Below are 14278 nucleotides of genomic sequence, written 5' to 3'. Positions count from 1 at the left end.
GTCAGCCGTTCGACGGCTCGCGGTTGGCGCGGGCGTTGAGGAAACTCTCCAGGTCGCGCACGGCGACCCGCCATTCGCGGCCGAACCGGATGGCGCGGAGATCCTTGGCGTGGATCCACTCGCGCACCGTCTCCTCGGAAATCCTGAGGACGGCGGCCACCTCGTGAACCGTCATGAGGGGCTTGCTGAGCATGGCTGGCACCCGCTTGCAGGGGATGAGCGGGAAATATCATGCCATGACCCGGTTCTGCGCGATTTGACGGGGATCAATGCACGGACCGGGGGAACCGGTTAGGCTGTCGCGACCCTTCCGCACCCCGGTTGCACCGCGCAACGCTGCCCGCGTACACTCCCGCCATACCCGACCGTTCGCGTGGGACCATGCGCCTCATCCACACCGCCGACTGGCATCTCGGGCAGACGCTGCACGGCGTCGCCCGCACCTACGAGCACGGGCTGTTCCTCGACTGGCTGCTGGACCGCATCGGGGAGCACGCGGTGGACGCGCTGGTGATCGCCGGCGACGTGTTCGACGGGCAGAACCCGCCGATCCCGGCGCTGGCCCGGTTCTACCGCTTCGTGGCGCAGGCCAAGCGGCGCTTTCCCGACCTGGACGTGGTGGTGCTGGCCGGCAACCACGACAGCGGCAGCCGGCTGGAGGCGCCGTCGCCCCTGCTGACGGAGCTGGGCGTTCATGTGGTGGGCGGTCCGGCGCTGGACGCCGACGGCACCTTCCGGGCGGAGCGGGCGGTGCTGCCCCTGCGCGGTCCCAACGGGACGGTGGCGGCGCGCTGCGTTGCCGTTCCCTTCCTGCGCCCGGCCGACCTGCCGCCGGTGGAGGAGGGGGAGGGCGGGGCGGACCCCGACCCGCTGGTCGAGGGGGTGCGCCGCCTCTACGCCGCCGCGGCGGAGGCCGGGCGGGCGGCGCTGGGTCCGGGCGAGGCGCTGATCCTGACCGGTCACTGCTACATGCACGGCGGCGCCCTGTCGGAGCTGAGCGAGCGCAAGATCCTCGGCGGCAACCTGCACGCCCTGCCGGCCGACATCTTCCCCGCCGACGCGGCTTATGTGGCGCTGGGCCACCTGCACCGGGCCCAGTGCGTGGGCGGGCGGGAGTGCGTGCGCTACAGCGGCTCCCCCATTCCGCTGGCGCTGGACGAGGAACCCTATCCCCACCAGGTGGTCCTGGCGGAGTTCGCCGGGGGCCGGCTGGCCGATTGGCGCGCCCTGGCCGTGCCGCGGGCGGTGGCCATCCGCCGCATTCCCGGCCACGGCCGCTTCGCCCCGCCGGAGGAGGCGCTGGCGGCGGTGCGCGCGCTGGCCCTCGACGACACGCTGCCGCCCGACGCCTGGCCCTTCCTGGAGGTGTCGGTCGAACTGCCCGAACCCCGCCCCGGCCTGCGCGAGGAGGTGGAGGCGGCGGTGCAGGGCCGGCCGGTCCGCCTGCTGAAGCTGGCGGTGCGGCTGACCGGCAGCGGGGCGACGCTGGCCGAAAGCCTGCCGGGCATCGACCTGGCCAGCCTTCAGCCCGAAGATGTGTTCCGCCGAGCCTATCAAAAGCTGCATGAGGGGGAGCCCGACCCGGCCCTGCTCGCGGCCTTTCATGAGCTGCTGGAGACGGTGCAGGGGGACGCGGCCTGATGAGGATCCTTGCCATCCGCGGCTGCAACCTCGCCAGCCTCGACGGGCCGTTCGCGGTGGAGCTGGACCGCGCGCCGCTGCGCCGCGCCGGCCTGTTCGCCATCACCGGCCCGACCGGGGCGGGCAAGAGCACCATCCTGGACGCCCTGTGCCTGGCCCTGTTCGACACCATGCCGCGGCTGCCGGACGGGCAGGGGGTGGTGATGGGCCGCGACGGCGATCCCGACGCCCTGCGCTCCACCGACGTGCGGGCGGTGCTGCGCCGCGGCGCCGCGTCGGGCTGGGCCGAGGTGGACTTCGTCGGGGTGGACGGCGTCGCCTACCGGGCGCGCTGGTCGGTGCGCCGCGCCAGCCTGAAGGCGCGCGGCCGTTTGCAGAAGCAGGAGATGACCCTGACCACGCCGGACGGGCGGGTGTGCTGCGCCGACGGCAAGACCCGGGTGCTGGAGGAGATCCGCGCCCGCCTCGGCCTCAGCTTCGACCAGTTCCGCCGGTCCGTCCTGCTGGCCCAGGGTGATTTCGCCACCTTCCTGAAGGCGCCGGCGCGCGAGCGCTCGGCCCTGCTGGAGCTGCTGACGGGCACCGAGATCTACTCCCGCCTGTCGATCGCCGCGCACGAGCGCTGCACCGCCGAGCAGCGGGAGCTGGACCTGCTGGAGGCGCAGCGCGGCGCCGTGGCGGTGCTGGACGACGCCGGGCGCGCCGCCCTGGAGGCGGAGGCCGGCGCCGCCCGCACCGCGGTCGCCATGGCCGAAGCGGCGGCGGAGGCGGCCCGCCGGGTCGTCCACTGGCACCGGCGCGACGCCCAGCTCGCCGCGGCCGAGCGGGAGGCGCAGGACGGCGTCGCCGCGGCGCAGGCGGCGTGGGCGGACGCCGCACCGCGCCGGCAGGCTGCGGAGGCGGTGCGGATCGCCCTGCCGCTGCGCCCGCTGATCGACACCGCCGACCGCTGCGCGGCGGACGCTGCCGCGGCCGTCGCCGACGAGGCCCGGGCTGCGGAGGCGCTGACCGCCGCGCTGGCTGCCGTGGCGGCGGCCGACGAGGGGCATGCCGGGGCCCGCGCCGCCTTCGAACGGGTGTGCCGTGACCTGGCCGAAGCCGAACCGGCGCTGGAACGCGCCGCGGCGCTGGACGGACAGATCGACACGCTCGCCGGGGAACACGCGGCCGCCGCCGCCGACCTGGAGGAGGCGGTCCACCGCCGCGCCGGGCGGGAGGCCGAGCGCGCCGCCTGCGCCGCCGCCGCCGCCGATCTGCGGACCGAGGCGGCCCGTCTCGACCAATGGCTCACCGCCAACGCGGCGCTCGCCCCGGTCGCCGACCAGTGGGAGCGCTGGGACGCCGTTCTGGCCCGCTGCGCGGAGGCGCGCAGGGCGGCGGTCGCCGGCGAGGCGACCGTGCGCCGCCACGCCGACGGGGTGGCCGCCCTGGAGGCCGGGCGCGCCGCCCGCGACGCCGACCGGGACGCCGCCCTGGCGGCCCGCGACGCGGCCGCCGCCGCGCTCGCCGCCGTGCAGGGGGAGACGGTCCCGGCCTTCGACGCGCTGAGCCGCCGCCGCACCGCCCTGACGCGGGAGCGGGAGGCGCTGGCCGTCCTGGCCGGCCTGGCGGATGCCGCCGCCCGGGTGTCCCGCGACCTTGCCGCCGCGGCGCAGGAGCGGGCGCAGCAGGCCGCCGCCGCCGAGACGGAGGACGCGGCGGCGGCTGCTGCCGGGGCCGGGCTGGCCCGCGACCAGGCGGCGCTGGGCGAGGCCGAGGCGACGCTGCACCGCCTGCACGTGGCGCGGCGCGAGGACGTGGCGACGCTGCGCGCCCAGCTCACGCCCGGGGACCCGTGCCCGGTGTGCGGCGGCACCGACCACCCCTGGGCCGAAGGGGGCGGGGCGCTGGCCCGTCTCGCCGACGACCAGGCGGAGCGGGTGGCGGAACTGCGCCGCGCGGTCAACGCCGGGGTCCGGGCCCATGGCGGGCACGAGGCGGCCGCCCGCGCCGCCCGCGCCCGCGTCGCCGTTCTCGACGCCCGCATCGGCGACCTGGCGGGTGAGCGCGACGCCCTGGGGACGCGCTGGACCGCGGCGCTCGGCGGGCGCCCCTTCGCCGCGACGCCGTGGGGCGACGGCGCCGCCGCATCCCCGGCGGCGTCCCTGGCCGATGCCCTGGCGGCGGTCGACGCGGAGTTGGATGAGGTGGCGCGGGACGAGCGGCGGGCGCTGGACCACCGCGACCGGCTGGACACGGCGGTCAAGACGCACCGGGAGCGCGAGACGGCCTGCGCCGCCGCCGCGGAAGCGGCCGAGGAGGCGCGCCGCCGCCTCGACGCCGCCCGCCACGACCACGCCCTGGCCGCCGCGGCCCACCGGCGGGCGGAACAGGACGTGGCGGAGGCGCTCGCCGAACTGGCAACGCCCTTCGCCGGGATACCCCGCTGGCAGGATGCCCTGACGCGCGGGCCGGAGGCATTCCGGAGCGGCTACGCCGACCGCGCCGCCGCCTTCCTGCGCAACCGCGAGGCGCTGGCCGGCCGGCTGCGCCAGGCCGGCGAGCAGGAGGCGCGCACCGCCGCCAAGGAGGCCGAGGTCGAGACGGCGGCCGGGGCGGAGGAGCGGGCGCGGCTGCGCGCCGACGGCCTGGCGGCCCGCCTGGCGGCGTTGCGCGGCGAGCGCGCCGGCGTGCTGGACGGCCGCCCCGTGGCGGTGGTGAAGCGGGAACTGACCGAGGCGCGCCAGACGGCGGAACAGCGTCTGGAGCGGGCGACCCACCTCCGGCAGGAGGCGGCCACCCGCCGCTCGGCGGCGGAGCAGGAGCGGGCGACCCGGGCCGAAACGGCCCGCCGCTGCGCCGCCGCCGCGGCGGCGGCCGTGGCGGCGCTGGAAGACCGCGCCGCGGGCTGCGGCCTGACGGCGGCGGAGGCACGCCGCCGCCTGGCCCGCGACGACGCCTGGCTGGCGGCGGAAGAGGGGGCGCTGGCCGCCCTCGACACGGCGCGGCGCGAGGCGGCGGTGCGCCTGGCCGAACGGCAACGCCTGCGCGCCGAGCACGCGGCCGAGCATCCGGACGCCGCCGGCGCCGCTGCCGCCGGGGACGGCGATGCCCCGGCCGCCGAAGCGGCCCTGGCGGCGGCGGGGGAGGCGCTGGAGACGGCGCGCGCCCGCGCGGCGGAGCTGACGGCGCGGCTGCGGGCCGATGCCGACGGCCGCGACCGTCTCGCCGCCATGGCCGGGGAGCTGGAGCGCCGGCGCGCCTCCCACGCGGTGTGGGCGGCGCTCAACGGGGTGATCGGCTCCCACAACGGGCAGAAGTTCCGCAACTTCGCCCAGAGCCTCAGCCTCGACGTGCTGCTGGGGCACGCCAACCGCTACCTCGATGATCTCGCGCGCCGCTACCGGCTGGAACGGGTGGCCGGCGCCGACCTGGAGATCCAGGTGGTCGACCGCGAGATGGGGGACGAGGTGCGCGGCGTCCACAGCCTGTCGGGCGGCGAGATGTTCCTGGTGTCGCTGGCCCTGGCGCTGGGGCTGTCGTCCATGGCGGCGGGGGCCGGGGCGGGCGGCATCGCCACCCTGTTCATCGACGAGGGGTTCGGCAGCCTCGACCCCGACAGCCTGGACGTCGCCCTGTCGTGCCTGGAGGCGTTGCAGGCGTCGGGCCGGCAGGTGGGCGTCATCAGCCACGTCCCGGCCATGGTCGACCGCATCGGCACCCGCGTGCGGGTCACCCCGCTGGGCGGCGGCCGCAGCGCCGTGGCGGTGTCCTCAGCCGGAATGGCGGGCGGCGGAACGGCGGCAGCCGGTGCGTGGGTCGAGGACGCCGTCCCGTGCTTGCCCCCGGGGCCGGTGCCCGCGTAAGGTCGCGCCTCCAACGGGACTGATACCGGGTTCGGTACGTCTTGACGTCCGAACCCGGTATCGGCCGCGACGGCGGCCGCGGCCCGATAGGGCCGAAGCCTGCGTGGCGTTTGAACGCAGCGGTCAGGATCTTCCTGACCGCGTATGACAGCAAGGACGCGGGGCATGAAGTACGCCATCATCCCGGTGACGCCGTTCCAGCAGAACTGCACCATCCTGTGGTCCGAGGCGACCATGACCGGGGCCGTGGTGGATCCCGGGGGCGACATCGACCGCATCGTGCGGGCGGTGGAGCGGGCCGGCGTCACTCTGGAGAAGATCCTGGCGACCCACGGCCACGTGGACCATGTGGGCGGGGTGGCCGAGCTGGCCCGGCGCCTGTCCCTGCCCGTCGAAGGCCCCCACCCCGAGGACCGCTTCCTGCTGGACGGCATGGAGCGGCAGTGCCTGATGTTCGGCTTCCCGGTGACGCAGGGCTTCACGCCCGACCGCTGGCTGGCCGACGGCGACACGGTGACCGTCGCCGGGGAGACGCTGGCGGTTCTCCACTGCCCCGGCCACACGCCGGGCCACGTGGTCTTCCACCACGCCCCGTCGAAGCTGGCGGTGGTCGGCGACGTGCTGTTCCAGGGCTCCATCGGCCGCACCGACTTCCCCCGCGGCGACCACGCGGCGCTGCTGGAGTCCATCCACACCAAGCTGCTGCCGCTGGGGGACGACGTGGCCTTCATCCCCGGCCACGGCCCCATGTCCACCCTGGGTCAGGAACGCCGGCACAACCCGTTCCTGAACGACTGATCGCTCGCGTCCGCCCTCAGCCGCCGGGGGCGGAGCGGGGGGCCGGCGGGTGGGAGCGCGGCACCGCGGTGCGGAGCCGGGCGGCGATCATGACCACCAGCACCGCCATGCCCGCCGCGTCGCTCCACAGGGCACCCTCGAACAGCCCGGCGGGGACGATGGCCAGCCCGCCGCCGGCGATCAGCGCCGCCCGCCCGGCCGGGCCGACCGGGCCCATCAGGAAGCCGACGGCGCCGGCGGTGACCATGTAGATGCCCGTCGCCGCCGACACCAGCGCCCAGGCGACCGCGACCGGGCTGCCCTGAAGCACCAGGGACGGGGCGAACAGGAACAGGAACGGCACGATGTACGCCGGCCAGCCCAGCTTCATCGCCTCGACGCTGGTGGCGAAGGGGCGGGTGCCGGCGATGTTCGCCGCCGCGAACGAGGCCAGGGCCACCGGCGGCGTGATCATCGACATCAGGCCGAAGTAGAAGACGAAGAGGTGCGCCGCGATCACCGGCACGCCGACCTCGACCAGCGCCGGGGCGACCAGCGTGGCCAGCAGGATGTAGACACCGACCGTCGGCATGCCCATGCCCAGCACGATCGACACCACCGCCGTGATCAGCGCCAGCACGATCACGCTGTTGCCGCTGGCGGCGATGATGTGCAGGGTGAGGTTGAAGGCGAGGCCGGAGATGTTGAGCACGCCGATGATGACACCCGCCGCCGCGCAGACCAGCAGCAGGTCGAGGGACGCCCGCCCGGCCCCGCCGACCACCCGCCAGATGTCGGGAAGGCGCAGGCGCCGGCCGCGGTAGCTGAACAGCAGGCTGCCGACCAGCAGGACGATCACCGACAGGATCGCCGCGCGCTCCGGGCGCATGTTCATCGCGAACAGGGTGTAGAACAGCACCGCGAACGGGATGATGAAGTGCCAGCCCCGCTTCAGGGCCGCCATCCCCCGGGGGATCTCGGACGCGGCCAGCGGCCGGATGCCGCGCCGCCCGGCCGACAGGTCGATGTTGATGAAGATGGCGAGGTAGTAGAGCAGCGCCGCCGGCAGGGCGGCGAGCATCACGTCCACATAGTCGATCCCGATCATGTCCGCCATGATGAAGGCCGCCGCCCCCATGACCGGGGGGACGAGCTGCCCGCCGGTCGAGGCGACCGCCTCGACCGCGCCGGCGTAGGTCGGGGCGAAGCCGGCGCGCTTCATCATGGGAATGGTGACGACGCCGGTGCCCACCACGTTGCCCACGGCGCTGCCCGAAATGGACCCGAACAGGGCCGACGCGGTGACGGCCACCTTGGCGGGGCCGCCCCGGCTGCGCCCCATGCCGGCCAGGGCCAGGTCGTTGAAGAAATCCGACGCGCCGCAGGCCGACAGGAGCTGGCCGAACAGCAGGTAGGGGACCACGATGACCACCGCGACCTTCAGCGCGGTGCCCAGCATGCCGTTGGCGTCGACGGCGAGATAGACCAGGAGTTCCGACGGCGTCGTCTGCCGGCTGCCGAGTTCGCCGGGGATGAGATGGCCCAGCAGCCCGTAGGCGAGGAAGACCAGGACGACCACCAGGATGCCGAGCCCGGCCGAGGGCCGGAGGTTCAGCATCAGCCCGCCGAACAGCACGGCGGACAGCGCCACCAGCCAGCCCGGCAGATAGGGCGCCTCCATCGAGATGTCGACGTAGGCGACGGCGACGTAGGCGCCGACCGCGATGGTCACCGCCGCCGCCGCCAGTGCCGCGGCGCGTGGCACGGCCGCCGCCGCCCGCCGCGCCATCGCCAGGAACCCGGCGGTCAGGGCGAGCGACAGGCCGGCCGCGAGAAGCTGCGCATCATAAACGGCAATCCCCGCATAGCGCTGCAGATCCGCCGCGTAGGCCGCCGACAGCAGCACGATCATCACTCCGGCCAGCTCTTCGAGCCGGTCGATCACACGATCCGTCATCCCGCTCCCCCGTGCCGGCGTTCCGTTCACTTCATCAGCCCGATGGAGCGGAAGTAGGACTCGGCGCCCGGATGATACGTCAGCCCTTCGAACCGCGGCGCCATTTCCGCCGGTTCGAACTCCGCGAACGTCCGCACCGAGGTCCGCACCTTGTCCGGGTTGTCGTGGAGGAAGGTGACGATGCGGGTGATGACGGCGTCGGGAACGTGCGCGCCGGCCGTCAGGACGTAATCATAGCCCATCATCGGCGTCGGCTCCGCGACCCCCGGCGCCGCGCCGGGCTGGACGACCTTGACGTAGGAGGTGGGAACGAACCTCTTCATCGCCGCGTCCGCTTCCGGCGTGTCGGGTACGGCCAGCCAGCGGATGCCCACCGCCGCGTCCGCCTCGCGGGTCTTGCCGCCCTGAAGGGCGAAGAAGGCGACGTCGGCGTTGCCGGCGATGAAATCGTCGACGCCGTTGGGAACCGACGGCACGTTGTTGGTCCGCATGTCCGCGATCGACAGGCCGCCGGCGGCGAGGAGCGCGTCGACCTGGAAGCGCAGCGTCGGCTGCGCCGTGTAGCCGTAGGTGACCGTCAGCCCCTTGACGTCCGCCACCGAGCGGTGGGGCGAATCCTTGCGCACCATCAGGCCGTAGGCCGAGGAGCTGAGCGAGGCGACGGCGCGCAGGTTGCGCAGCGGCCGGCGCTCGAACGGTTCCTGCCCCAGCACCGCGGCGGAGAAGTCCGGGCTCGGCACGAGCTGGAGGTCGAGGCGTCCGCCGTCGATCAGCGGCATCGACTGGCCGGTCCCGCCATAGGACTGCACCCGGATGTCGAGCCCGAGTTCGTCGGTCAGGAACTTGGCCATCGCGGCGTTGACGGCGTAGTTCTGCGACCCCTGGGTGCCGGCGCCGATGCCGAGCGATTGCGCCACGGCGCCGGAGGTCGTCGCGAGGACCGCGGCCACGCAGGCCGCGGCAAGGGTTTTGAAGGTCATGGCGTCGTCCTCCCGTTTGTGATTGTTTCAGCCACGGCCGGGTGCGGCCGTCACAGGCCGGCGAACCCGGCCCGCGCCACCCAGTAGTCCCACGCCCGCGCCAGCGGCATCGCGCTGAGGAGCATGGCGCTCGACCGTTCGATCTCACCGTCCGTCAGGTAGGTGATCTCACCCATGGGGCGGGTGGCCTGGATGAGCGCGGCGTTGTCGCGGAGCGCGATGGAGATCATCACCACCGCCCGAAGGCTGTCGGCGACGCAGATGCAGCCGTGCCCGCGCAGCAGCGCCACCCGGTTGCCGCCGAGGACACGGGCCAGGGAATGGCCCATCGCCATGCTGTCGACCAGCATGTTGGTGTCGCCGAACTCGTCCTGGCTATCCCAGACGGCGATGTCGCGGCCGATCACCGAGGCCATGTGGAACATCGGGCGCAGCGGGACGCCGCACATGGTGAAGGGCAGCACCGACCGGGCGTGGTGGTGGGTGACCGCGTTCACGTCGGGGCGATCCTTGTAGACGGCGCCGTGGATGTGCCGCTCGGCGTAGGGACGGCGGGGGTCGTCGCTGACCTTCTCGCCGTCCAGCGTGAACTCCATGATGTCGCCGCGCGTCACCACCGCCGGGCTGCGCGAGCGTGACAGGAAATACCGCTCCGGATTCAACGGATTGCGGATGCTGACGTGGCCGAAGTCGTCGATCACGTCCTCGCGCGCCAGGATGCGGTTGGCGATCACGAGTTCCGTCAGTGCGGCGTCGAGCACCGCGTCGTCGTAGCGGCGCGACAGGTCGTCGGGCATCGGTAAACCTCCCTTTCTTGCGGAAAGGGTAGATTGTCCGACTCCAGATGATCAAATATATAAATCAGTTGAACCCATAGCCGGGACCCTATGATATGCGCTCCCTGGTATCCCAGATCTCGATCCACAAGCTGGAGGTGCTCTGCCTGGTGGCTGAACTGGGCAGCGTGTCGCGCGCCGCCGAACGGCTGGGCATCGCGCAGCCGGTCGTGTCGGCGCACATCAAGGCGCTGTCGGACAAGCTCGGGGCGCCCCTCACGGCGCGCAACGGGCGGCGGGTGTCGCTGACCGACGAGGGCCGACGGGTCTATCGCTGGGCGCGGGAGATGGTGAGCCGGACCCGCGAGCTGGAACGGGAAATGGCGGAAACCCACCGGGGCGTGGTGGGCAAGGCGTCGGTGGGCGCTTCGATGACGCTGGGGTCCTATGTGCTGCCGGGGCTGATCACCGACTTCCACCGCCGCGTCCCGAAGGGGGAGATCTCGGTGCGGGTCACCACGCCGATGCTCGCCACCGACGCGGTCCATGCCGGCGACTGCGACTTCGCCTTCACCATCCTGGACCCGCGCCACGAGACCGCCGGCCTGGTGGTCGACCGGATCGCCGACGAGAGGCTCGTCCTCGTCGCCTCGGACCGCACCGGGCTGCACGGGGGCAGCCTGCGGCCGGACGAACTGGCCGCCCTGCCGTTCGTCACCGCCCAGTCCGGCACCCCCCGGCGGGAGATCGAGGAGGCCGCCCTGTCGCGTTTCGGGGTGCGGCGGAGCCGGATCGTCATGGAATTCGGGCACGCCGAGGCCATCAAGCAGGCGGTCCGCGCCGGGGCCGGCCTTGCCTTCCTGTTCCGCTCCTCGGTGCGGGATGAACTGGCCTCGGGTGCATTGGCGGAGATCGTCACCGCCGGGATGGAACTGACCGTTCCCGTCTATCAGGTGCGCCGGCGGGGCAAGCGGCTGTCGCGCTTCCAGGTGGCGCTGATGCGCCACCTGGCGCTTGCCCTGCGCGATCATCCCGTCGGCAACTGAACGAACCCGGTTTCAGCCCCCCGTGCGCAGCGCGGTGGCCATGGACGGGGCATAGCCCTTGGCGGTTTCCACCTCCAGCACGGCGGTGCCGCCGGTGGCGAGCACCGCAAGCGCCTCGTCCAGCGCCCCGCGCAGGGCGCCGGCGCTGCGCAGCAGGCCGGGGCTCCACGCCCCGAACCCGCGGGCCACCGCGCTGATGTCGACGGCCGGCTGATCCAGGACGATGCCGACGGTCTTGTTCTCCGGTGGCCGGCCGCGGTGGCGCGCCACCGTCTCCTGGTGCACCTCGTCATTGTAGAACGAACGGTTGTTCAGGACGACGACGAGCAGCGGCACCGACCGGTTGACGCCGGTCCACAGCGCCGAAGCGTTCATCAGGAAATCGCCGTCGCCCAGCACGGCCAGCGGCAGCACGCCCTTCCCGGCGTCGCGCAGGGCCAGCGCCGCGCCGACCGCCATGCCGCAGCCCGACCCGATGCCGCCGCCGCCGTCGTAGCCGAGCGCCCCCAGCGGGTGGTCCACCGGCCAGTCGGCACCGGTCCAGCTCAGGGGTGCGCGCACCAGGCAGGTGACGGACAGGGCAAGGGACGTGCGCAGGACCGCCGCCACGTCCTGCGGCGTCAGCGGGCCGTCGTCGGCCACGGCCGGCGGGGGCGGGGGCACCGCGGCGGCGGCGGCGGGGCCGGCGCCCAGCGCGTCGGCCAGGGCCGCGACGACCTGGTCGGGCTCGTTGAGGAAGGTCACGTCCGCCGGGTAGGGCGCACCGCCGTCCTTCGACCAGCCGCGATGGGCGTGGCAGTCCAGCGACGCCGCGATGATGCGCGCCGGTACCGGACCGGTGCCGAACACCGACCGCAGCGTCCCGCCGAAGTCGAGCCAGTCCAGGTTCAGGATGACGTCGGCCGCGGCGATGGCGTCCTTGGCCGCGGCGTCGGGGAAATAGCCGGCGCGTCCGGCGACGGCGGGGTGCGCCGACGGAAAGGTCGCGCCGGTCTTGAAGTCGGTGACCACCCCGGCCCCCAGCCGTTCGACCAGGGCGACGCGGCGCGCCCAGTCGGCGGGATCGCGCGACATCCGCCCCATCAGCACCACCACGTTGCGCGCCCCGTCGAGAAGGCGGACCGCCTCCGCCACCGCCGCGGCGGCCGGTGCCGCGGCCGGGGGGGCGCCGCGGCGCGCGATGTCCGGGTCGGGCAGCGGCGCCGTCACCGGCTCCTCCTGCAACGTCGCGTCGATGTTGATGTAGACGGGGCCGCGCGGCGCGGTGGCGGCGATGGCGGCACCCCGGATCAGCGCGTCGCGCGCCGCGGCGACGCTGCCCGGCTGGTCGTCCCACTTTATGAAGTCGCGCACCAGCCCGCCCTGGTCCTGCGCGGTATGGATCCACTCGATCCACGGCCGCCGCCGGGCGGCGTCGAGCGGGCCGGTGGCGCCGACGACCACCATCGGCACGCGGTCGCAGAAGGCGTTGAAGATGCCCATGGAGCCGTGCATCAGCCCGACGTTGGAGTGGAGCGCCACGGCCATCGGCCGGCCGGTGACCTTGGCCCATCCGTGGGCGATCGCCACCGCGGCCTCTTCGTGGATGCACAGCAGGATTTCGGGGTCGCCGCCGGTGGCGTTCACCAGGCTGTCGTGAAGCCCGCGGAAGCTGGCGCCGGGGTTCAGGGCGATGTACCGCAGCCCGAGGTCACGCAGCGTTGCCGCCATGACGTCCGAGCCCCATTCGGCGGCCGTGCTCTGGGTCTGGTTCATGGTGCGTCCGTCACAGCATGATGTTGATGGTCTTGGCTTCGGTGTAGCTGTAAAGCTCCTCCCGGCCCTCCTCGCGTCCGACCCCGCTCGATCCCATGCCGCCGAACGGCACGCCGAGGAAATGCTGGCTGGAGCCGTTCACCCAGAGATGGCCGGACCGCACCCGGCGGGCCATGCGCAGGGCCGCGGTGATGTCGTTGGTCCAGATCGCGCCGGTCAGTCCGTATTCGGTCGAGTTGGCCATGGCCACCGCCTCCTCCGCGTCGCGCCAGCGGCCGACGGCGAGCACGGGGCCGAACACCTCCTGCTGCCACAGGCGCAGGCCGGGCGTGACGTCGGCGTAGACGGTCGGGGCGACCCAGTAGCCGCGCTCGAACTCCCTGCCCGGCGGCCGGCCGCCGCCCAGCAGGCGGCGCGCGCCGTCGGCATCGGCGTTGGCGCAATGGGCGAGGATGCGGTTCATGTGGGCCTCGGAGTTCACCGGGCCGACGTCGGTGTCCTCGCGCAGCGGATCGCCGATCCGCAGGGCCGCCACCCGCTCCACCAGCGCCGCCAGCACCCGGTCGTGGATGTCCTCGTGCAGCAGCAGGCGGGAGAGCGAGCCGCAGGACTGCCCCTGCCAGGAGAAGTTCATGCCCTGCACCGCCGCCGCCGCGACCCGGTCCGGATCGCAATCGGGGAAGACGATCATCGGGTTCTTGCCGCCGAGTTCCAGGGTGATGTGCTTGACCGCCACCTCCGCCGCCGCGCGCTGGATGGCGCGGCCGGTGACCGGCGAACCGATGAAGGCGATGCGCTTGACGCGGGGGTGACGGACGATGGCGTCGCCGGCCCCGGCGCCGTCCCCGGTGACGATGTTGAAGACGCCGGGCGGCAGCGCCTCGCGGGCGATCTCCGCCAGGATCATCGACGACAGCGGCGAGGTCTCGGGCGGCTTCACGATCACCGCGTTGCCCGCCGCCAGGGCGGCCGCGGTGCGCGCCACGGCGAACATCACGGGGTGGTTGAAGGGGGCGATGCGGGCGACCACGCCGTAGGGCTCGTGCACCGTCAGGTGCAGGTGATCGCGCGTCGCCGGGATGGTCTCGCCGCGCAGATCGGGCGCCAGGCCGGCGTAATAGCGCAGGGACTCCACGGCGGTGGGCACGTCGATCACCCGCATGGGGCGGATGGTGTTGCCGGTGTCGGTCACCTCGACGTGCAGGATCTCGTCGGCGCGCGCGGCGACCGCGTCGGCGAAGCGGTGCAGGGCCGCCGCCCGCTGCATCGGCGTCAGGGCCGCCCAGGCGGGCCACGCCGCCTCGGCCGCCGCCACCGCACGCTCCACGTCGGCGGCGGTGCCCGCCGGCGCCCGGCCGATCGGCTCGCCGGTTGCCGGGTTGAGCGACACCGTCCATTCCCCGCCGAGACTCTCCACAAGCTCACCGCCGATGAGCATCCGTTCGGCGTCCGTCACCCGTTTCATTGCTCGTTCCTCCCGTTCGCCATGCCCCCCGGAATG

10 protein-coding genes are annotated in these 14278 nt (G+C 73.9%); 4 read left to right on the top strand and 6 right to left on the bottom strand.

Going from position 1 to position 14278, the window contains the following annotated elements; translation table 11 throughout:
• Position 1: 1 nt before the first annotated feature.
• Entirely contained in the window at positions 2-193 is a 192-nt protein-coding gene (locus tag G472_RS0109660; protein WP_029008227.1) for a helix-turn-helix domain-containing protein, read from the bottom strand.
• Between the two features lie 188 nt (positions 194-381).
• Between G472_RS0109660 and G472_RS0109655 the strand changes: the two genes are divergently transcribed.
• The 3 genes from G472_RS0109655 to G472_RS0109645 all read left to right on the top strand — a co-directional run bounded on the left by G472_RS0109655 (position 382) and on the right by G472_RS0109645 (position 6284).
• A complete protein-coding gene (locus G472_RS0109655) occupies positions 382-1641 on the top strand; it encodes an exonuclease SbcCD subunit D C-terminal domain-containing protein (protein WP_029008226.1) in 1260 nt (419 codons plus the stop codon).
• The gene (locus G472_RS32200) at positions 1641-5486 is read left to right on the top strand and encodes an AAA family ATPase (RefSeq protein ID WP_084536548.1); all 3846 of its coding nucleotides are present in this window, start codon (positions 1641-1643) and stop codon (positions 5484-5486) included. Before G472_RS0109655 ends, G472_RS32200 begins: the two co-directional genes overlap by 1 nt.
• A 165-nt stretch (positions 5487-5651) precedes the next feature.
• Positions 5652-6284 carry an MBL fold metallo-hydrolase gene (locus G472_RS0109645; protein ID WP_029008225.1) on the top strand — a complete coding sequence of 211 codons (633 nt, stop codon included), beginning with the start codon at positions 5652-5654 and terminating at the stop codon, positions 6282-6284.
• A 16-nt stretch (positions 6285-6300) separates the two neighbouring features.
• Here G472_RS0109645 and G472_RS32195 read toward each other — a convergent pair whose 3' ends face one another.
• Genes G472_RS32195 through G472_RS0109630 form a run of 3 tightly spaced genes read right to left on the bottom strand, consistent with a single transcriptional unit; the run spans position 6301 to position 9997 of the window.
• Entirely contained in the window at positions 6301-8220 is a 1920-nt protein-coding gene (locus G472_RS32195) for a TRAP transporter permease (RefSeq protein ID WP_051340628.1), read from the bottom strand.
• 26 nt (positions 8221-8246) lie between these two features.
• Positions 8247-9200 carry a TAXI family TRAP transporter solute-binding subunit gene (locus G472_RS0109635; RefSeq protein WP_029008224.1) on the bottom strand — a complete coding sequence of 318 codons (954 nt, stop codon included), beginning with the start codon at positions 9198-9200 and terminating at the stop codon, positions 8247-8249.
• Between the two features lie 50 nt (positions 9201-9250).
• On the bottom strand, positions 9251-9997 hold the full coding sequence (locus tag G472_RS0109630; RefSeq protein WP_051340627.1) for a class II aldolase/adducin family protein: 747 nt from the start codon (positions 9995-9997) through the stop codon (positions 9251-9253).
• A 95-nt stretch (positions 9998-10092) separates the two neighbouring features.
• Between G472_RS0109630 and G472_RS0109625 the strand changes: the two genes are divergently transcribed.
• On the top strand, positions 10093-11022 hold the full coding sequence (locus G472_RS0109625; RefSeq protein ID WP_029008222.1) for a LysR family transcriptional regulator: 930 nt from the start codon (positions 10093-10095) through the stop codon (positions 11020-11022).
• Positions 11023-11034: 12 nt separating this feature from the next.
• Here the strand turns inward: G472_RS0109625 and G472_RS0109620 are convergent, their stop codons facing one another.
• Together G472_RS0109620 and G472_RS0109615 are read right to left on the bottom strand one after the other, a co-directional pair.
• Positions 11035-12777, bottom strand: coding sequence for a thiamine pyrophosphate-binding protein (locus tag G472_RS0109620; protein WP_029008221.1), 1743 nt, complete (start codon positions 12775-12777; stop codon positions 11035-11037).
• Between the two features lie 10 nt (positions 12778-12787).
• Complete coding sequence (locus G472_RS0109615; protein WP_029008220.1) at positions 12788-14242, bottom strand: aldehyde dehydrogenase family protein; 1455 nt, start codon at positions 14240-14242, stop codon at positions 12788-12790.
• Positions 14243-14278 lie beyond the last annotated feature (36 nt).

The sequence above is a fragment of the Azospirillum halopraeferens DSM 3675 genome (assembly GCF_000429625.1).
GTDB classification, from domain to species: domain Bacteria; phylum Pseudomonadota; class Alphaproteobacteria; order Azospirillales; family Azospirillaceae; genus Azospirillum; species Azospirillum halopraeferens.
Note: the sequence above shows the minus strand (reverse complement) of the source record. Positions and strands in the feature narration are given on the sequence as shown.